The sequence below is a fragment of the Flavobacterium sp. WV_118_3 genome (genome assembly GCF_039778605.1).
Lineage (GTDB): Bacteria > Bacteroidota > Bacteroidia > Flavobacteriales > Flavobacteriaceae > Flavobacterium.
Genome location: NZ_CP156060.1, coordinates 2,072,161 through 2,091,489, shown reverse-complemented (window position 1 = coordinate 2,091,489; position 19,329 = coordinate 2,072,161). Strand labels below are relative to the sequence as shown.

Here is a 19,329-nt window from a genome sequence, read left to right as displayed (position 1 = left end):
GTTAACTTAAAATGATCAGGTCAATATCACTCGAAGATAGTTTATTCAGCAATTCTTTAAAAACGTTTGTCGAAAGAATAATTTTCAGGAAATTCATACGCGGCTTACCAATACAAACGGTGGTTATTTTTTTGAGTTCGGCCTGTTCGATAATGGCTTTGGAAATTTTGGTATGTTCAATTTTTAGTACTTCGCCACCGAGTTCCGTAGCCAGTTTAAAATTGTTGATCAGGTGACGTTGTTTATCGAGTGCAATCTTATCGGCGCTTTCATCCGGAAGTTGCACGTAGAGCACAAACCATTTGCTGTTATAATAATTGGCAAGCCGCGCGGTTTTTCGAATCACCCTTTTGGCTGTTTTTTCGTTAGTGCTAATACAAGCCATCAGTTTTTCCTGTCGGATGTTTTTGTTTTTAATGACTTCCGTTTCGACTTTCCGTTCCACCTGACTGGCGACTTCTTTTAGTGCCAGTTCGCGTAACTGCAGGATATGTTCGCCTTTAAAGAAATTGCGCAACGCCATTTCGATTTTTCCCGCTTCGTATATTTTCCCTTCTTTTAAACGGGTAATCAGTTCATCGGCGGTTAAATCGATATTCACTACCTCATCGGCTTGCGCCAGCACACTGTCGGGAATCCGCTCTTTAACTTCGATCCCGGTAATGTTTTTAACCGATTCATTCAGACTTTCGATATGCTGAATATTCACGGCACTAATCACATTAATGCCCGCATCGAGAATCTCGATTACATCCTGCCAGCGTTTTTCGTTTTTACTGCCTTCGATATTGGTATGCGCGAGTTCATCGACAATAACGACTTCCGGACGGAGATTAATAATCGCCTGAACATCCATTTCTTCGAGTTCTTTGCCTTTATAAAACAGTTTCCGACGCGGAACAACAGGTAAACCCGCGAGTAGCTCGTGGGTTTCCTTACGGTTATGGGTTTCGATAAAACCGATTTTAATGTCGATTCCGTTTTTTAACAGGGAATGAGCTTCCTGGAGCATACGATAGGTTTTGCCCACACCGGCACTCATCCCGATATACACTTTGAATTTTCCCTTTCTTGATTTTCGAATCAAGTCGAGAAAATGTTGTACGTTATCTTCTCTGTTATTTTCCAAAATATGCAGTTTTAAAATGAAACAGCCAATGAGGTAACGGCAACAAAATTATTGGTAACCGGTTCTGCATCGCGGGTAAAAATAGCATCTTTACTGTTTAAGTTACGGGCTTCTATGCGCCATACAACGTTATCCATGATTTTGTAATCCAAATTTACGGAATATCCGAATGTCTGAAACCCGTTTGGTGTACCGGTACTGATAATAACCCCGTTTTTATCGGAATAATATTCACCGCGAGCCGCCAGACTGATTTTGTCGGAAGCGGAATATTTTACGATAAGCACCGGTGAATACCAAAGATTATAGCTATTACTGTGTTTTTCTTTTTGTTCGGCACCGCTGTCAAATCCGGTGATCAATCCCCATTTCGGGTTTAGTTGGAACTGACCGTAAAAATTGTGAAAATAACGCATGCGTTTCTCCACCGCAGGTTTGTCGTTTCCGATAAAAGAGCTACTGTTTAACGTAACCTTACTGTTGGGTTTATAGGTAACCTGGTGGCCAAAAGCCAGCGATTTGTTCCCGTCTACCCGTTGGATACGTTGCCAACCATTTAGCACCAGTCCGCTAATAAACCATTTCTGACTTGGTGACGTATACGATAGCTTCGCACCGCTTTCGTAATATGGAGAGTTATCGGCAAGAATGCTTCGGGTTAATGTCCAGCAATCTTTACTAACAGCACTTTCAAAACCGATGTGGGAAGCAAAAATCCCGGCATCAACCCAAAGGTTGTGTTTTTCGGACAATCGGATTCCGGCATTGGCTTCGTAAATGTTTTTTAAAACACCGGCTTCCGAAGCGAGATTCGCATTGCTATACGTTCCGGCCATGATAGCCAGATTGGCTCTTACCTTGTCTTTTTCGTAATTCGCTTTGATAAAACCGAGATTCAGGTTGATTTCGTTATGACGGTTATGCGAATAGATAAAACCGGGGCGGGTATTGTTTTCCGGTGCGTTCAGATCGTAGGCATAATAAGTTTCAAGGTAGCCACTAACAGTTAAAGGCGATTTTTTTTCCGCATTGTCATTTTCGGTTTGTGCCTGTAAGCCAAAGGAAGAAACTAACGCGATTAAGGTCGAATGGAAAATTTTGGTATTCATTAGGATTGTAATTTATCGAGGGCGATATTTAATTGTAAGACATTGATTTTTTCAGGCCCGAAAAGACCGAATACTGGTTTTGTGGTATTTTCGGAAATTAATTGATTTAATCGGCCCGGTTCGATGGCACGAATTTTAGCGATACGGTTCACCTGAACTTTGGCCGCCTGTACCGAAATATCCGGATCCAATCCGCTACCACTGGCAGTAACCAATTCTGCCGGAACGTCCTTTTTGGAAATACCGGGATTCTGAATCAGGAAGGTATCGATTCGCTTTTGAACCTCAGCCAGGTATTCCGGATTGCTTGGGCCTTTGTTGCTTCCACCGGAACCGGCTGCATTATAGTTAACAGCCGATGGTCGGGAATTAAAATAGTTCGGAGCGGTAAAGGATTGTCCTATATTGGAATAATAGGTTTTACCTTTATAAGTCACGATTTCCCCTTTGCCATTATTGGGCGCCAGTTGCGCAATTCCCCAGATAAACAGGGTGTAGATTCCGGCAAAGAACACGATACACACCAGGGTTAGTTTGATGCCGGATAGGATATAATTTTTCATAATTTTTAATTTAAGATGTGTTTAAAAGAACAAGGCGACCATCATATCGATGAGCTTGATTCCGATAAAAGGAACGAGTATCCCGCCAAGGCCATAAATCAGCAGGTTGCGACGTAACAGCGCCGAAGCACCGATTGGTTTATAAGCAACCCCTTTTAAAGCCAGTGGAATCAGGAACGGGATAATAACAGCATTAAAGATTACAGCCGATAAAATGGCCGTTTCCGGACTGTGGAGTTTCATAATATTCAATCCCTGTAGGGCCGGAATCGCGGTGATAAACAAGGCCGGGATAATCGCAAAATACTTGGCCACGTCGTTTGCGATACTAAAGGTCGTTAGTGTACCGCGTGTCATTAGTAACTGTTTCCCGATTTCAACAATCTCAATCAGTTTGGTTGGATCGTTATCCAAGTCGACCATATTACCGGCTTCTTTGGCTGCTTGTGTTCCGCTATTCATGGCAACCCCCACATCGGCCTGAGCGAGTGCCGGCGCATCGTTTGTACCGTCGCCCATCATCGCAACCAGTTTTCCTTTTTGCTGTTCGGCTTTGATATAGTTCATTTTATCTTCCGGTTTCGCTTCAGCAATAAAATCATCCACACCGGCTTTTTCAGCGATAAATTTGGCGGTAAGCGGATTATCTCCGGTTACCATTACGGTTTTAACGCCCATTTTACGCAATCGTTCAAATCGTTCGCTGATTCCGGTTTTGATGATATCCTGTAATTCGATTACCCCGATAACCTTTTCATTTTGAGAAACAACCAGAGGTGTACCGCCATTCCCGGAAATTTTAGTTACGGCATCGGTAATCTCCTTAGGAAACGGAAACCCGGCGCTTTCGCTTAGTTTGCGAATGGCATCAAAAGCTCCTTTTCGGATTCGGATACCGTCGGCCAGATTCACACCACTACAGCGGGTTTCGGCCGTAAACTGAATCAATGTGGCACCTTTAATCGATAGACTTTGTGTCAACTCTTTACCGGCCAGTTCTACAATGGATTTTCCTTCGGGGGTTTCATCGGCTAAAGAGGACAACGCGCAGGCTTTTATAAAATCATTTTCATTCATACCGTTGATCGGGTGAAAATGCGTGGCTTTTCGGTTACCGATGGTAATGGTTCCGGTTTTATCCAGTAACAATACATCGATGTCACCGGCCGTTTCCACAGCTTTACCGGATTTTGTAATTACATTGGCGCGTAACGCACGATCCATTCCGGCAATCCCGATCGCCGATAGTAAACCGCCAATAGTGGTAGGAATCAGACAGACAAAAAGGGAAATAAAGGCCGCAATCGTGATCGGAATGTTGGCGTAATCGGCAAAAGGTTTTAACGTAACACAAACGATAATAAATACCAGTGTAAATCCGGCTAATAATATTGTTAATGCAATTTCATTTGGTGTTTTTTGTCGGGAAGCACCTTCTACGAGCGCGATCATTTTATCGAGGAAACTTTCCCCGGGTTCGGCCGTTACCTGAACTTTGATTTTATCCGATAAAACTTTGGTACCGCCGGTTACGGAACTTTTATCCCCACCGGCTTCACGAATCACCGGAGCACTTTCGCCGGTAATGGCACTTTCGTCAATGGTAGCAAGACCTTCCACGATTTCACCGTCGGTTGGGATAATATCGCCGGCTTCGCAAATAAAAAGATCGCCTTTTTTGAGACTGGACGACGGAACGATGGTGATCTCGTTCACATACAATTCGCCGACCTGTTCTATTTTTTTGGCAGGTGTTTCTTCACGGGTTTTTCGCAGACTGTCGGCCTGAGCTTTACCACGTGCTTCCGCAATGGCTTCCGCAAAATTGGCAAACAAAAGCGTAAACAACAGTATTAAAAACACTGTGAAATTATAGGCAAAACTTCCCTGTGCCGTTTCTCCGGTCAGAATCCAAAGGCATACGCCCAACATCACGGCGGTACCGATTTCGACGGTAAACATGATTGGATTCCGGAAAAGGCTCACCGGGTTGAGTTTTACAAAAGATTGTTTCAACGCTTCCAACAGCAATTCTTTTTGAAACAAAGACTGATTTTTGGTTTTCATGGTAGTGTTTTATTTCATTGAAAAATATTCCGCAATAGGACCGAGTGTCAGGGCAGGGAAGAATGATAAGGCAGCGATGATCGCAATCACGGCAAACGTCATCAATCCGAAAGTAGCCGTATCGGTTTTTAAGGTTCCGGCACTTTCCGGGATATGCTTTTTAGCAGCCAGAATACCGGCAATGGCTATCGGACCAATAATAGGCAGGAATCGGGAAAGTAGTAATACGATGCCGGTCGTGATGTTCCACCACGGGTTGTTGTCGCCCAAACCTTCGAAACCGCTACCGTTATTGGCAGCCGATGAGGTATATTCGTATAAGATCTCACTAAATCCGTGGAATCCGGGATTGTTTAGCGTACTCGCACCTTGTTCCGGGAAAGCCGTAGATAAGGCCGTACCGACTAAAATCAGGAACGGGTGTATTAGTGCGATGATCATTGCGATCTTCATTTCGCGTGCTTCGATTTTCTTACCTAAAAATTCCGGTGTACGTCCGACCATCAAGCCACTAATGAATACGGCAAGTATGATAAAGATGTAAAAGTTAAGTATTCCCACGCCACAACCGCCGTAAAAACAATTCACCATCATGGCCAATAACTCATTCATTCCGGAAAGTGGCATACTACTATCGTGCATCGAATTGACCGATCCGGTTGAAATTACCGTGGTAGCAATACTCCAATATCCGGAAGCCGCAGCTCCAAATCGGGTTTCTTTTCCTTCGGTAGCACCTTGTGTGGTATTGATTCCCATTTTGGTTATCGCCGGATTTCCGTTCATTTCGGTCACTATTGTCGGAACAGCCAATGCTAGAAAACCGATCGTCATCACCGAAAAAATCATCCAGGACAATTTACGGCGATTCAGATAAAAACCAAGGGCGAAGAGCATCGCAAAAGGAATGATCATCTGAGCAATCATTTCCGTCATATTGGTGACATAATTCGGGTTTTCAAAGGGATGTGCAGAATTGGCTCCGAAAAAACCACCTCCGTTGGTACCGACGTGCTTAATCGCTACAAAAGCCGCAGCCGGTCCGGTGGAAACCTGGACGGTATCACCTTGTAAGGTCGTCATCGTATCTTTACCGTTAAACGTCATCGGCGTACCGTTCCATAAAAGGATTACAGCCGTGATCACGGATATTGGTAGGAGAATGCGCGTGCAAGATTTAATAAAATAGTTGTAAAAATTCCCCAGCTTTTCGGTGGTACGCTCTTTTAAAGCGTTAAACAACACCGCTGCAGCTGCCAGTCCGATCCCTGCGGAAACGAACTGTAGGAACATTAAAAGCAACTGACTCAGATAACTGACACCGGTTTCTCCGGAATAATGTTGCAGGTTACAATTAACAAGGAACGAGATAATGGTATTAAAAGCCAGATCGGGTGTCATATTTGGGTTGTGATCCGGGTTTAACGGTAACCAACCCTGACAAAGTAATACGGCCATTCCGAGGACAAACCAAACCACATTGATCGCTAATAAAGCAATCAAATGCTGTTTCCAGTTCATTTCTTTTGAAGCGTCTATTCCGCTGGATTTAAAAAACAGTTTTTCGATCGGATTAAAAACCGGATCGAGAAATGTTCTTTGTCCCGAATAGACTTTGGCAATGTATTTTCCCAATGGCAGCGCTGCTACCAGTGTGATGGCGAACATTGCTATGATTCCTATAATTTCTGTATTCATCATTTTCGTTTTTGGGTTTTAGAATTTTTCGGGCTTTAGCAGAACATAACAGATATAGGCAAAAACCGCCAGTGCTATAAAAAACAGTAGTATCATTTCATTAGATTTTATCAAAATAAAAAACAGACAGGTATAACAGGGCAAAACACAATAACCCGGTTACGGTTAAAATAATGGTCATCATACTCCGGAGGTATTAATTTGTTTGATATACTCTTTGTGCAAGCTCACCGGAAGTAATTTGGCCATCGGATACCGATTCAGTTCCATATAATGAGAAACAGAAAAGAGGTATACATTGGTAATGGCATTTTTCATTTCGGCATTGCCTTTTTGCAACAGTTGATCGGCCAGATTCAGACATCTTTTGGTACAAACTGTTTTCCCCGATTGCAAACTTTGAATGGTAAGATTTGCCAGACGTTCCATTTTTTGAACCAGGGTTTCGTTGAATGTTTTCATAAGGATTAAAATTATTTACCGTTTTATAACCAAATGCCGATCCGAATTTTTAGAATACGGTCTAAAGTCTTGATTTTAAGGTTTTTATTTTTTTAACGAACTTATGCCAAACGAAAAACCCTATCAAAACGATAGGGTTGTACTTTCAAAACGATAGGGTTTTTTATTGGATACGGTATTCGTCCAGTTTGCGGTAGAGCGTTGTTAGCGCAATATTGAGTAATCGTGCTGTTTCGGTTTTGTTTCCGTTGGTATGATTCAGTACTTTTTGGATGTGTATTTTTTCGGCTGCAGCCAATGAAAAAGCAGATAGGATAGTGGTAGCATCGTTTCTTGTTTCATCTTGCAATTGCTGTAATTCCAGTGGCAAGCTACCAGGGGTTAGTGTTGTTTCGGTTTCCAGAATCACACCTCGCTCGATGATGTTTTTTAATTCTCGGATATTACCGGGCCAGGTATGTCGTTTTAAAAGTTGCAAACAATCGTCGGAAATGGTTTTGATTTTTTTATTGGTTCGGATACTAAAAAACTGAAGAAAGTTTAGAGCCAGTTGTTCAATATCGGAAGGGCGGTCTTTTAAAGCCGGAAGTGGAATCTGAAACACGGATAGCCGGTAATACAAATCCTGACGGAAATGTCCGTTTTCGATTTCTTTGAGCAGGTTTCGGTTGGTGGCGGCAATAACACGAACGTTTACTTGGGTCACTTTACTTTCGCCCACTTTAATAAACTCTCCGTTTTCGAGTACGCGTAAAAGTTTGGCCTGTAAATCCAGAGGCATTTCGCCGATTTCATCGAGAAAAATCGTACCGTTATGCGCTTCTTCAAAAAGTCCTTTTTTGTCTTTATTGGCTCCGGTAAAAGCACCGGCGATATGACCAAACATTTCACTTTCCAACAAGTCGTGACTAAAAGCCGAACAGTTAATTGCGACAAAATTTTTATTTTTCCGTTCTCCGGATTGATGGATCGCCTGTGCGAAAACTTCTTTTCCGGTACCGGTTTCCCCGGTTAGTAACACGGTTGTATCGGTTACAGCGACTTTTTTGGCCAGTTCGATCGCTTGCCGTAACGTTTTGGAGTTTCCAATGATGCCGTCAAACGAAAATTTGGTTTCCAGTCGGGCTTCCAGTTGGGCAACCCGTTTGGTTAGTGTGCTTTTCTCGATAGCCCGGTGCAACAACGGAATGATTTTATTGTTATCGTCACCTTTTACGATATAATCGAAGGCTCCGTTTTTAATTGCCTGTACGCCATCGGGAATATTCCCGTAAGCGGTAAGCAAAATCACCTCGACATTTGGATATTTTTCCTTGATTATTTGGGTGAGTTCCACGCCATTGCCATCGGGAAGCTTTACGTCGCATAGAACAACATCAACAGGATTTTGCTCCAGTTTTTTTAAACCGGATTTACAATCGCCAGCCTGGAAGACTTCAAAATTTTCCAAACCGATAATGCGCGCCATCAGGGAACGCAGTTTTTCTTCATCGTCTATGATCAGTATTTTTTTCAAGGGGAAAGACTTAAATGCAAAGCAAAGTTATTAAATAAGTACATAGAAAGACCTGTCAGGTTTCAAAAACCTGACAGGTCTGTTCAATTGTTATAAAAAATAAAGCCTGTCAGGTCTCGAATACCAGACAGGTTTGGATTAAAATTTATTTTCCACTTCTGCTGCCTGAAGCATCAGATAGTGTAAATCGGTATTTTTTACAAATGGTTTTAGTAAATCGCTACCCGGACCAAACATGGCCAGCTCTACATAATCGGCGGAGTGATCCATACTGATCCAACCCACGGAGTTTGTTTTTTGCTGCATTTCGGAAAACGCTTTATACGGTAACTTTTTGTAGTTGTACAAGCCGTCTTCCTTATGTAGGCCGTCGTAATAACTTAAAACGGTTTTGGCATCCTCATCGGTTATGGTCTTACCGTTGGCATGTTCGATAATGTCGTGAACCTGTTTTACCGTCGATTGCGGACTAATGGAGTTTAGAATCCACTCGTTGGTTTGGGTATAGTTTTGAATACTGTCGAAATTCGCATTGGCGTATTTACCATAAATCACACCCGGATTTGCATTGCCGTGATCGGTTGTAATGATCACTAAGGTTTCCTTATCTTTTTCGGCAAAATCGATGGCTACTTTTACAGCTTCATCAAACGCCACCTGATCGTAAATCAACGCTCCGATATCGTTGGCATGTGCCGCCCAGTCCACTTTTCCGCCTTCAATCTGTAGTACAAAACCATTTTTATGATCCTTCATACGATCGATTGCTTTTTGTGCCATTTCGGCTAAAGTCGGGATATTCTCGGTTAATTCTTTACTGCTTTTACGGTCGATGCTATATGGTAAGGCATCGTCATAAAACACACCCAGAATCGGTTTATGCATATCGGCGGCCAACATTTCGTTACGATTACGCGCTACCTGATACCCTTTGGCTTTATAAGCCGCATACATATCTTTTTTATCTTTTCGGATTTCCGGACTGAAATAATTGTTTCCACCACCCATCATGATATCAAATCCCAGTTCCAGATATTGTTCGGCGATATCTTCCTGTGCATTACGACTTTTGCTGTTCACACAAAAACCGGCCGGAGTGGCATGCGTAATCGGAACAGTGGTTACACAACCCGCCATTTTTCCGGATTTTTTAAATTTTTGCCAGATCGGCATATGGACTTCTCCGTTAGGCCCTACGTTAAGGGAACCGTTGTTTACACGGAAACCACCTCCCCAGGAAGAACTACCCGCAGAAGAATCCGTAACGATCGAACTCGCCGAGGCAGTATCCATCAGTGCGCGGTTAATGCGGCTGTCGCGGTATAATTGTAGCCAATTGGAACCGTGACCCATTTTGCGATTCAGATACAAATCGGTCATATTTAAAGTTCCGGTACTCATCCCGTCGCTTACCAGGAAAATGATGTTTTTTGCTTTTTTATTTTTTCGAACTGTGTCAAATTCAAGTGTATTGGAAACGGCATCCAATGGATTTACCAGGGCAGCGCCTAAAGTAAAAATCGAACCGTTTCTAAAAAATCTCCTTCTGTCCATGTTGTATAATGCTGTAATTAGGCTTCAAAGGTAAAAAACAATTGATTAAGCCGTTTTATCTTAGTGTTATTTTAAGTAAAAAGAGCCTTATTGTGAGGCTCTTTTCTTAAATTGTCTTATATTTTTATTCAAAATCTACAATAACCTGATTACGGATGATGTCTTCGAAGGTTTCCCGCTCGCGAATCAGGTGTGTTTTTCCGTTATACCAAAGCACTTCGGCCGGGCGTACTCTCGAATTGTAATTGGACGACATCGAAAAACAATAGGCTCCGGCATTGCGGAAACACAGTATATCGCCCTCTTTGATTTCGGAAATCCGACGGTTACTGCCAAAGGTATCGGTTTCACAAATATAACCCACAACGGTATAAAAACGCTCTTTCCCTTTTGGATTGGAAATGTTTTCGATATGATGTTGCGATCCGTAAAACATCGGGCGAATGAGATGATTAAAACCGCTGTCGATACCCGCGAAAACGGTTGAGGTGGTTTGTTTGACCACATTTACTTTAGCCAGAAAATAACCGGCTTCGCTCACCAGGAATTTACCCGGCTCGAAAGCCAATGTAAGTTCGCGACCGTATTCTTTGCAAAAGGCATTAAAACGACGGGATAATTTTTTTCCCAGTTCTTCGACATTGGTTTCGATATCGTCTTTTTTATAGGGTACTTTAAAACCGCTTCCGAAGTCGATAAATTCCAGTTCTTTAAAATGACTGGCCGTTTCAAATAATATTTCGGCCGCATATAAAAACACCTCAATGTCCAGAATATCCGAACCGGTGTGCATATGAATCCCGTTGATGTGCATTTGTGTATTTTCGATAATCCGCAGCAAATGGGGTACCTGATGAATCGAAATTCCGAATTTGCTATCGATATGGCCTACGGAAATATTCGAGTTACCGCCCGCCATGACATGTGGATTGATTCGGATACAAACGGGTGTGGTTGGATGTTTGGCTCCGAATTGCTCCAAAATGGATAAATTATCGATATTGATCTGAACGCCCAGTTGTGCTACTTCCTCGATTTCTTCCATCGAAACCCCGTTAGGCGTATAGATGATTCGCTCGGGCGTAAAGCCTGCAAGTAAGCCTAACTGTACCTCTTGAATAGATACCGTGTCAAGCCCCGATCCCATCTTCTTCAGTAGCTTAAGAACAGATAGGTTCGACAATGCCTTGACTGCATAATTGATGCGCAACTTTTCCACCTTGGAAAAAGCATTGGTTAAACGTTGGTACTGTGATTGCATTTTTTCGGCGTCGTATACATAAACAGGACTGCCAAATGCTTCCGCTACTGAAAGTAAATGATTGTTTTGCATGCTATATAAAATTTGTTACTAAAAACAAATATAAAAATCATCCGGTTTGTGTTGAAGTTGGTGTGAATAATTAGTAAATACCCATGTAATCTTGTTGAAAAGATATTATTTCGATATTTTTATTGTTTTTTATTGCGAAAATCGTAACTAATTTATGGATTTGATCAATGGGTGAAGTATAATGATGACGCTGAAATGGCCTTGATTTAGAATGATTTAGTCAGTTGAAATAAAAAACCGCTATCAGTGTGATACTTTTAGCGGCTTATATTTTAATATAACAAAAAGTTTTAAAACGTCATTTTTTGTAAAGATTCCAATACATAAGAATGCATCACTTCACGGTAATCAAGATGGGTTACCAGACGTAATTTTCCTTTGCCCATCGAACTGATAAAGATGTTTTTTTGTTTTAGTTTTTCGATAATAGCATTCTCGTCATACTGGGATTTTACGGAGAAAATAAGAATATTGGTTTCCACGGGTTCTACTTTGGCAACCCAGGGTAATTCTTTTAAAACCGAACCAATTTGTCGGGCTCTGCGATGATCTTCTTCCAGTCGGCCAACATGATGTTGTAAGGCATATAAACCCGCTGCGGCAAGATAACCGGCCTGACGCATACCACCGCCAAAAATCTTACGAATCCGGAGTGCTTTATGCATGTCTTCGCGGCTTCCCAATAAAACCGAGCCAACCGGAGCACCCAAACCTTTCGACAAACAAACCGAAATCGTATCGAATAGTTCACCATATTGTCTCGGATGCTGGCGTTTGGCCACCAAAGCGTTCCACAAACGGGCGCCATCCAAATGGTATTTTAAACCGTGATCACGGCAAACCTGTCGGATGCGTTTTAATTCTTCAATATCATAACAGGCACCACCGCCTTTATTGGTTGTATTTTCGATGCTGACCAGACTTGTTAATGGACTGTGGTAAAATTCCGGATCGTTAATATTGGCTTCCACCTGACTGGCGGTTATCATGCCCCGGTCGCCATCAACCAGGCAACAGGAAACACCACTATTAAAGGAAGCGCCACCACCTTCATAATGAAAAATGTGGGACCATTTGTCACATATAATTTGTTCGCCGGGATTGGTATGCAATTTTATTGCGGTCTGATTGGCCATAGTTCCGGAAGGAAAAAAAAGCGCGGCTTCCATTCCGAACAGATCCGCAACGGTTTCTTCCAATTCGATCACCGTGGGATCCTGCTTATACACGTCGTCGCCCACTTTGGCCCGGAACATTTGCTGAAGCATTTCGGGAGTAGGCTTTGTAACGGTATCGCTAACTAAATTTATTTCCATATATTTAAAAAGGAATGTCTATTTTTGCGGGTATAAAACTACGATATTTATGGTAAATACCGAACAGATTAAGGATATTATTGAGCGCCTTGGTGCGTTAAGGAGGTATCTTTGACATCGATAAAAAACAGATAGAGATTACCAACGAAGAAGAGAAAACCTTTGCACCGGACTTTTGGAATAACGCCAAAGAGGCTGAACTTATTGTTAAAAATATCCGTTCCAAGAAAAAATGGGTGGACGATTATGAAAAAGGAGTCGCCTTAGCCGAAGAACTTCAGATCATTCATGAGTTTTTTAAAGAAGGTGATGCCACCGAAGAGGAACTGGATCAACAATACGAACTGACCAATACGCATATTGAAAACCTGGAATTCCGAAACATGCTTTCGGACGAAGGCGACAGTATGAGTGCCGTGCTTCAGATTACAGCCGGAGCGGGTGGAACCGAAAGTTGCGACTGGGCGGCCATGTTAATGCGTATGTATTTAATGTGGGGTGAAAGTCAGGGCTATAAAATCAAAGAACTCAACTTTCAGGAAGGTGAGGTTGCCGGTGTTAAAACCGTAACCCTCGAATTTGAAGGCGATTATTCTTTTGGTTATTTAAAAGGAGAAAACGGTGTACACCGATTGGTTCGTATTTCACCTTTCGACAGTAATGCGAAACGGCATACTTCCTTTGCATCGGTTTATGTTTATCCGTTGGCCGATGATACGATCGAAATCGAAATCAGCCCGTCGGATATTTCGTGGGAAACCATGCGTTCGAGTGGTGCAGGAGGGCAAAATGTAAACAAGGTGGAAACGGCGGTACGTTTACGTCACCATCCAACCGGGATTATCATTGAAAATTCCGAAACCCGTTCGCAATTGGATAATAAAACCAAAGCGATGCAGTTGTTAAAATCGCAATTGTATGAAATCGAATTGAAAAAGCGACAGGCCAAACGAGACGAGATCGAAGCCAATAAGATGAAAATCGAATGGGGATCACAAATCCGAAACTATGTGATGCATCCGTATAAACTGGTAAAAGACGTTCGAACCGGTTATGAAACCAGCGATGTCGACGGTGTGATGGATGGCGAACTGGATGAGTTTTTAAAAGCCTATCTGATGATGATGGGACAAAAAGATACCACCAATTCTTAAAAGCACACCTGACAGGTTTTAAAAACCTGTCAGGTGTAGTGTAAATAAAAAGGGCTACAATATTAGAGTGCTCCCAAAAAGTTAGACAAATTTATAATTAAATTTGACAATAATGAGCTCGGTATTTCACCGGGCTCATTCCATTTAAATTAAGTTTAATTCTATTGTTATTGTAATAGCTTATGTACTTTTTAAGCTCTTGTTTTAAATGTTCTGTTGATTTAAACTTTTGAAGATAAAACAACTCTGATTTAATAATACCAAAAAAGTTTTCTATAACAGCATTGTCTAAGCAATTCCCTTTTCTTGACATACTTTGAGTAACTCCCTTGTCCTTCAATAATCTTTGATATTGTTTCATTTGGTATTGCCATCCTTGATCAGAGTGCAATATAAGCCCAGTATTATCTGCTATTTTCCTAAATGACTTTTTAAGCATATTAGTGACCTGTTCAAAATTTGGCCTTTCTGATAATTCATAGCTTATTATTTCTCCATTAAATAGATCAATGACAGGAGACAAGTATAGCTTCTTTCCCTTTACATTGAATTCGGTTATATCAGTTGCCCATTTTTGATTGGGTTGTTCTGCTTTAAAATTCCGTTGTAATATATTAGGTGCTATCTTGCCATGTTCTCCTTTATACGATTTATATTTCTTAACTCTTATTAAACTCTTAAGCCCTAAAACTTTCATTAGTTTCAATACAGTCTTGTGATTAATTACAAAACCTTTATTCCTTATCTCAAGAGTGATACGGCGATAGCCCAGACGACCTTTATGAGAATGATAGATCGATTTAATCAACTCTTTAAGCTCTGTATATTTGTCAATAACAGCGTTTCTCTTTTGATGATAATAATAACTACTCCGTGCCATATTTGCATGATCCAATAAAAGAGATAGATCATGGTTATGCCTTAATTCCTCTATGGTTTGTGCCTTTTGTTTTGCTCGGCTTCTTCTGCTTGAATTAAGGCTTGTAACTTTTTTAAATAGGCTACTTGAGCACGTAAAGATTCATTTTCCAGTAAAAGCTCTTCTTCTCTGGTCAAAGGTTTATCGGATTTCTTTTTAGCTCTTTTGTAAGTCATCGATATGGGTTTTCCTTTTGGTTTTTGTACTAAACCTGGTGCGCCATGGTTTTTAAATTGACGCTGCCAGGCCAAGATTATCCCATCATTGGGAATGTTGAAAAATAAACAGGCCTGACTCAAAGATAAACACTTCTGATCAATGGTACGTATAACTTTTAGCTTAAAATCGGAACTGTAATTCTGATTCTTACGGGATAACAGACCTTCTTTTCCATACTTAAGATAGAAGTTTATCCATCTTCCAAGATTAGTTTTACTAATTTCTTGCTCCTGAGCAACTGAGCCCTTTGAGCGGTTTTTATTTAATACTTCTTCTACACAATGAAGTTTAAATTCATAATTGTACTTGACTTTTCTTTCCATAAAAAATGCCCCCAAATAGTGTCTAACTTTTTGGGGGCAGTTCATATGTAGCCCTTTTTCTATATTAGTTGATGATCACTTTTCTAGTCGTTGACTGGTTTTCGGCAGCCATTTTTACAAAGTAGAATCCTTGTGGTAAGTTTTCCAGTGTATAGGTACCTTGGTTTCCGGTAGGATTTTTGATTTGTTGCAGTACCTGTCCGTTTAGTGTAATCAGGGTGATTTCGTCCAATGCTTTTTCCGATTGAATCGAAATACGGTTAGTGTTCGACGGATTCGGATATACTGTAACAGCAGCCAATGCGTCGAAAGTATCGGTAGCCAGTGCCTGACCCCAGATCATCGCTACATATTCCGGATGATCAATATAAGGATTACGATTGCCCTGGAAAGCATAAATCGCATTGTTACGGGCAATTTCACGCGGACTTACCGGATCCTGATTGTGCCAGGTTAATAATATATTTTTAAACCAGTTGCTCAGTGCCTGATTGCTGGTATTATTAAGCATCGCATGATTCCAGGTAGCTACTTTATCTTCATAACGGGTTACGAAATACAACAAACAACGGGCTACATCTCCTTTAAACTCATCGATCGGTTCAAAGGCTTTTCCGGAATATCCGGCGGTAGTATTATTTCCTAATTTCGAACCGTTTTTAGAGGTCCAGGTCGGGCTACTGACCATCCCGAACGGGTAATTGCTACGCATACCGTTTACTTTTCCATCGGTTGGCAAGATATGGTGAGCATCCGAGACCATTGGAGAAGCTTCATTAAAAACACTTTGTGGCATTAAATGCTCGCGGTTAAAACAATCACCTTCATTGCTGTAGTTTCCGCAACGATCTCCGGTATTGGTAGCCGAAAAATTGTAAAAATCAGGCCCGTTGGGTTTTTCAGAATAAATGTCCAGAATCGTACCGTCGTTTTCATAAAAATAGTCCCGATCGGAGGTTTGATAACAGGTGTAAAGCGCATTATAACTTTTAGCGTTATGGCCTTTAATAATGTTGTACAACTGCGTTTTTAAAGTGTAGCCGGTTCCGGTGGCGGAATTGTAATACCCTTGAGGAATCTGGGCAAACGCGGTTACTACCGACATTAAAAATGCGGATAGGTAAAATTTTGTCATAGTGGATTAATTTTGGACGGCAAATGTAAGTTCTTTATCCGGGAGCGAAAAGAATTTTAACTGTTAAAGTTTTTTAAAATAATAATGGGTTAAACATTTGTGCTTTAAATTATTAGAATATGTATTTAATAATTTTGTAAATATTTACAGGAATAACGGCATATGATAACGGGACGATAATTTTTGGCCTGATTATTGTCTTATATTTGTTATAATCTATTAAAACCAAAAAATATGAAAAAGATAATTCTACTTTTAACCGTTGTAGCCGCATTTGTAATTCAGGGATGTGAAGGGCCGGAAGGACCACAGGGACCGGTGGGACCTCCGGGAGATACGATTAGTGCTGTTTATGAATTTCAGAATGTTAGTTTTAGTTATAACAGTACGGATGGCTACGTTTTTTACCGACAAATACCAGGAATGTACCAATCGGATGTAATGTTGATTTATCGTATGAATGGTACGGTTAATTCGACAACACCAATCTGGCAACAGATTCCGAGAACTTTATACCTGCCGCAGGGTGAATTGGATTATGATTTTGATTTTACCAGAACGGACTTTAATATCTATGCTGGCGGAAATTATGACCTATCGTTAACGCCGGCTTATCTTACCAATCAGACATTCCGGGTGGTAATTGTTCCGGGCTACTTTGCTAATAAAGGAGGGAAATCAGTTGATTACTCCGATTATAATGCAGTGATCAAAGCGTATAATATTGATGATTCGAAAGTGAAAGTATTACGATAAAAATCATTTTGTGATCATAAAAAAATGCGTTGTTTCTACAGCGCATTTTTGTTTATATAATTGCTTGGTGTTGTTTAAAATGTAAATTATATGTAGAATAGATGTCTATTTTGTTGATGGGAAGTTAAATTTTTTTTTTTGAAGGTTTGTTTTTTGTTACTTATGTAGCTTTAATAAAAAATAAATTGGTTCAAAATGAGAAAATTTTACGTTACATTTTTAATTCTGTTGGTAACACATCTTTGCATTTCACAGGTAAATGTTGAAGTTTCAGATTTAAAGGTTAATAATGTTGTTTCGGGCAATATTAATTTTAATAATCAAGATGTAATCAATGTTAGTTTTAAGGCTAAGTTGAAGACTTTTAATGGTGATCCAAATAATATTCTTGGAAATCTATATGTGAAAACTAAAGAAAGTCAAAATACTTTGTTTCCTGTCCAAAAATATATTCAAGCAGTCACTTTTACAGTACAATATCCCCCTTTTGTTACGCAAATAACATATAATGCTTCATTTGATGTGAGTGTGCAATTAAATGCCAGCGAGTATTATGCATCAGGAGGAGTGTTGTATTGTGAGTATGTTAATAATACTACAACCGCTTTTTTGAGCACCGAAAAAAGTATAGTAGGAGGGAAAAAAGTCCCTGCTACTGATACAGGATCGTTAACAAATGATATTTGTTGTAATCAGACAATCCGATATGGTGATAAGCCAAATATGATTACAGGAAATCTTGTTGCAGGACAGATTTCGGCTGGCTGGTATTCGCAGAATGGATACTTCTCAGGTAATCAGGCTGCAGATGTAAAAAATACTTTGGATCCAGATTATATGTTTTCTACGATGACTTTTACGCGATTACTTGGAAATGCGTATCCTTATAAGAGGAGTAATGAAGTTACTATAACGGTGGTACAGACTCCAATTATATCCAATACAATAGGAACTAATGCTGTATTGGTGTCAGAAGGAGTATTTGAAATAGGTAGAGATAAAACTGTTGAATTTTATGGGAATATTTCAAAAGCTAACTTGAATATATTGAATAATCCAGCTCATTTACCGTCTCATTTTGATTTATTTGATGATGTAACAGAATATCAATGGCAGTATAAAAATTTTACACATCTTAATACATGGGTAAATATAGTAGGAGCAACCGCGGTCAATTTAACAACTTTTACACCTCAGTATACAACATATGGTTATAAAGTAAGGAGAATTGCTAAATATCAGGGAATTTCCAGAGTTAGTAATGAAATTGAAATTGTAGTCCGAGGAAATACAGCTCAAAATGTAATATGTTGTGATCAGGTTCTAATATCATCAGCATCAGGAATACAACTACCAGAAATTATTACAGGTTCTGAATATATTTTTAATATTTATGATCATGTAGATCCCTCGGATTTAGATTCTTTTGTTAGTTTTTCTATACTATATCAATGGCAAAAGCAAAACAGGTCTTTGTCATGGGAGAATGTTGATTCGAATGGAAATTCTAAAGACTATTTACCTCCATCTTTAGGACGTGGTGGAAATGTAAAGTATAGAAGAGTCTTGACGATTAATTATAAATATTATGCAAAAAGACCGTTTGTTAACTTGCAAAATGTTACAAAAGTATATTACAGTAATGAGGTATCGCTAACTGTTTCAGGAGGAATCAGAGGACGTAACACTATGGGAGATAGTCTGCAAAACTGGGATGTAAATAAACGATCAGTTGTTTTTCCGAATCCAGTTGCAACAGTTTTAAGTGTGAGTAATATTTTTGAAGCATCTAAATCTATTGTTACTATCATAGATGAAACAGGAAGAGAGATAGCGATTGATAATAATGTGGAGAAAAATGAAGATATGCTTTCTATTAATGTAAGTAAGTTGCCAAAAGGGGTATATTTTCTTAAAATAGAAAATAATGCTGATATAGTTTTTAAGAAATTTATTAAAGAATAATAAAAAGGAATCTTTTTTTAGGAGTGTGTTTTTAGGGGTGTTTGTGTTTTAAAATATATTTTTTTTGTTTTGTACCCTAAAAAAATAGGGGGTATTTTGTTTTTGGATTAA

General features: G+C 40.1%; 17 protein-coding genes. 3 read left to right on the top strand and 14 right to left on the bottom strand.

The annotated features are described in order from the left end of the window. Window position 1: 1 nt before the first annotated feature. The 11 genes from ABFU83_RS09765 to ABFU83_RS09720 form a co-directional block, all read right to left on the bottom strand. A complete protein-coding gene (locus ABFU83_RS09765; RefSeq protein ID WP_347065540.1) occupies window positions 2–1,129 on the bottom strand; it encodes a sensor protein KdpD in 1,128 nt (375 codons plus the stop codon). An 11-nt stretch (window positions 1,130–1,140) separates the two neighbouring features. Further along, window positions 1,141–2,238 (bottom strand): porin, encoded by a 1,098-nt coding sequence (locus tag ABFU83_RS09760; protein WP_347065539.1) that lies wholly within the window; start codon window positions 2,236–2,238, stop codon window positions 1,141–1,143. Next, window positions 2,238–2,801 (bottom strand): K(+)-transporting ATPase subunit C, encoded by a 564-nt coding sequence (locus ABFU83_RS09755; RefSeq protein ID WP_347065537.1) that lies wholly within the window; start codon window positions 2,799–2,801, stop codon window positions 2,238–2,240. Before ABFU83_RS09755 ends, ABFU83_RS09760 begins: the two co-directional genes overlap by 1 nt. Before the next feature lie 21 nt (window positions 2,802–2,822). After that, window positions 2,823–4,868 carry a potassium-transporting ATPase subunit KdpB gene (gene kdpB / locus ABFU83_RS09750; RefSeq protein WP_347065536.1) on the bottom strand — a complete coding sequence of 682 codons (2,046 nt, stop codon included), beginning with the start codon at window positions 4,866–4,868 and terminating at the stop codon, window positions 2,823–2,825. A 9-nt stretch (window positions 4,869–4,877) separates the two neighbouring features. Next, the gene (gene kdpA / locus ABFU83_RS09745; protein ID WP_347070208.1) at window positions 4,878–6,566 is read right to left on the bottom strand and encodes a potassium-transporting ATPase subunit KdpA; all 1,689 of its coding nucleotides are present in this window, start codon (window positions 6,564–6,566) and stop codon (window positions 4,878–4,880) included. An 18-nt stretch (window positions 6,567–6,584) separates the two neighbouring features. After that, a complete protein-coding gene (locus ABFU83_RS17745; protein WP_136402925.1) occupies window positions 6,585–6,662 on the bottom strand; it encodes a potassium-transporting ATPase subunit F in 78 nt (25 codons plus the stop codon). Between the two features lie 84 nt (window positions 6,663–6,746). Beyond that, window positions 6,747–7,028: a hypothetical protein gene (locus ABFU83_RS09740; protein WP_136402632.1), complete on the bottom strand. Its 282-nt coding sequence runs from the start codon at window positions 7,026–7,028 to the stop codon at window positions 6,747–6,749. Window positions 7,029–7,191: 163 nt separating this feature from the next. Then, complete coding sequence (locus ABFU83_RS09735; RefSeq protein WP_347070207.1) at window positions 7,192–8,496, bottom strand: sigma-54 dependent transcriptional regulator; 1,305 nt, start codon at window positions 8,494–8,496, stop codon at window positions 7,192–7,194. A 186-nt stretch (window positions 8,497–8,682) separates the two neighbouring features. Further along, the gene (locus tag ABFU83_RS09730; RefSeq protein WP_347065534.1) at window positions 8,683–10,098 is read right to left on the bottom strand and encodes an alkaline phosphatase; all 1,416 of its coding nucleotides are present in this window, start codon (window positions 10,096–10,098) and stop codon (window positions 8,683–8,685) included. Between the two features lie 124 nt (window positions 10,099–10,222). Continuing rightward, the gene (gene lysA, locus ABFU83_RS09725; RefSeq protein WP_347065532.1) at window positions 10,223–11,431 is read right to left on the bottom strand and encodes a diaminopimelate decarboxylase; all 1,209 of its coding nucleotides are present in this window, start codon (window positions 11,429–11,431) and stop codon (window positions 10,223–10,225) included. A 290-nt stretch (window positions 11,432–11,721) separates the two neighbouring features. Further along, window positions 11,722–12,747, bottom strand: a complete 1,026-nt coding sequence (locus ABFU83_RS09720) for a GntG family PLP-dependent aldolase (RefSeq protein ID WP_347065531.1) — start codon at window positions 12,745–12,747, stop codon at window positions 11,722–11,724. A gap of 49 nt (window positions 12,748–12,796) precedes the next feature. Here ABFU83_RS09720 and prfB point away from each other — a divergent pair. Continuing rightward, a protein-coding gene (prfB, locus tag ABFU83_RS09715) for a peptide chain release factor 2 (protein WP_347065529.1) occupies window positions 12,797–13,901 on the top strand; the annotation gives its coding sequence in 2 pieces (ribosomal slippage) (window positions 12,797–12,859 and window positions 12,861–13,901; 1,104 coding nt in all). Between the two features lie 97 nt (window positions 13,902–13,998). On the opposite strand, the gene ABFU83_RS09710 is transcribed toward prfB, so the two are convergent. Genes ABFU83_RS09710 through ABFU83_RS09700 form a run of 3 tightly spaced genes read right to left on the bottom strand, consistent with a single transcriptional unit; the run spans window position 13,999 to window position 16,497 of the window. Further along, window positions 13,999–14,922, bottom strand: coding sequence for an IS3 family transposase (locus ABFU83_RS09710; protein ID WP_347070195.1), 924 nt, complete (start codon window positions 14,920–14,922; stop codon window positions 13,999–14,001). Continuing rightward, window positions 14,832–15,407, bottom strand: coding sequence for a transposase (locus ABFU83_RS09705; RefSeq protein WP_347065527.1), 576 nt, complete (start codon window positions 15,405–15,407; stop codon window positions 14,832–14,834). Before ABFU83_RS09705 ends, ABFU83_RS09710 begins: the two co-directional genes overlap by 91 nt. A gap of 19 nt (window positions 15,408–15,426) precedes the next feature. Further along, window positions 15,427–16,497, bottom strand: coding sequence for an endonuclease (locus ABFU83_RS09700; protein WP_347065526.1), 1,071 nt, complete (start codon window positions 16,495–16,497; stop codon window positions 15,427–15,429). A gap of 234 nt (window positions 16,498–16,731) precedes the next feature. On the opposite strand from ABFU83_RS09700, the gene ABFU83_RS09695 reads away from it, so the two are divergent. Continuing rightward, complete coding sequence (locus ABFU83_RS09695) at window positions 16,732–17,253, top strand: hypothetical protein (RefSeq protein WP_347065524.1); 522 nt, start codon at window positions 16,732–16,734, stop codon at window positions 17,251–17,253. Window positions 17,254–17,448: 195 nt separating this feature from the next. Next, window positions 17,449–19,218 carry a T9SS type A sorting domain-containing protein gene (locus tag ABFU83_RS09690; protein ID WP_347065523.1) on the top strand — a complete coding sequence of 590 codons (1,770 nt, stop codon included), beginning with the start codon at window positions 17,449–17,451 and terminating at the stop codon, window positions 19,216–19,218. Window positions 19,219–19,329: the final 111 nt, after the last annotated feature.

What these genes read in the sequence shown, in the direction of transcription:
- ABFU83_RS09760 (WP_347065539.1), bottom strand. Translation starts at nt 2,238, where the DNA reads ATGAATACCAAAATTTTCCATTCGACCTTAATCGCGTTAGTTTCTTCC.
- ABFU83_RS09755 (WP_347065537.1), bottom strand. Translation starts at nt 2,801, where the DNA reads ATGAAAAATTATATCCTATCCGGCATCAAACTAACCCTGGTGTGTATC.
- kdpB (WP_347065536.1), bottom strand. Translation starts at nt 4,868, where the DNA reads ATGAAAACCAAAAATCAGTCTTTGTTTCAAAAAGAATTGCTGTTGGAA.
- kdpA (WP_347070208.1), bottom strand. Translation starts at nt 6,566, where the DNA reads ATGAATACAGAAATTATAGGAATCATAGCAATGTTCGCCATCACACTG.
- ABFU83_RS17745 (WP_136402925.1), bottom strand. Translation starts at nt 6,662, where the DNA reads ATGATACTACTGTTTTTTATAGCACTGGCGGTTTTTGCCTATATCTGT.
- ABFU83_RS09740 (WP_136402632.1), bottom strand. Translation starts at nt 7,028, where the DNA reads ATGAAAACATTCAACGAAACCCTGGTTCAAAAAATGGAACGTCTGGCA.
- ABFU83_RS09735 (WP_347070207.1), bottom strand. Translation starts at nt 8,496, where the DNA reads ATGGCGCGCATTATCGGTTTGGAAAATTTTGAAGTCTTCCAGGCTGGC.
- ABFU83_RS09730 (WP_347065534.1), bottom strand. Translation starts at nt 10,098, where the DNA reads ATGGACAGAAGGAGATTTTTTAGAAACGGTTCGATTTTTACTTTAGGC.
- lysA (WP_347065532.1), bottom strand. Translation starts at nt 11,431, where the DNA reads ATGCAAAACAATCATTTACTTTCAGTAGCGGAAGCATTTGGCAGTCCT.
- ABFU83_RS09720 (WP_347065531.1), bottom strand. Translation starts at nt 12,747, where the DNA reads ATGGAAATAAATTTAGTTAGCGATACCGTTACAAAGCCTACTCCCGAA.
- ABFU83_RS09705 (WP_347065527.1), bottom strand. Translation starts at nt 15,407, where the DNA reads ATGAACTGCCCCCAAAAAGTTAGACACTATTTGGGGGCATTTTTTATG.
- ABFU83_RS09700 (WP_347065526.1), bottom strand. Translation starts at nt 16,497, where the DNA reads ATGACAAAATTTTACCTATCCGCATTTTTAATGTCGGTAGTAACCGCG.
- ABFU83_RS09695 (WP_347065524.1), top strand. Translation starts at nt 16,732, where the DNA reads ATGAAAAAGATAATTCTACTTTTAACCGTTGTAGCCGCATTTGTAATT.
- ABFU83_RS09690 (WP_347065523.1), top strand. Translation starts at nt 17,449, where the DNA reads ATGAGAAAATTTTACGTTACATTTTTAATTCTGTTGGTAACACATCTT.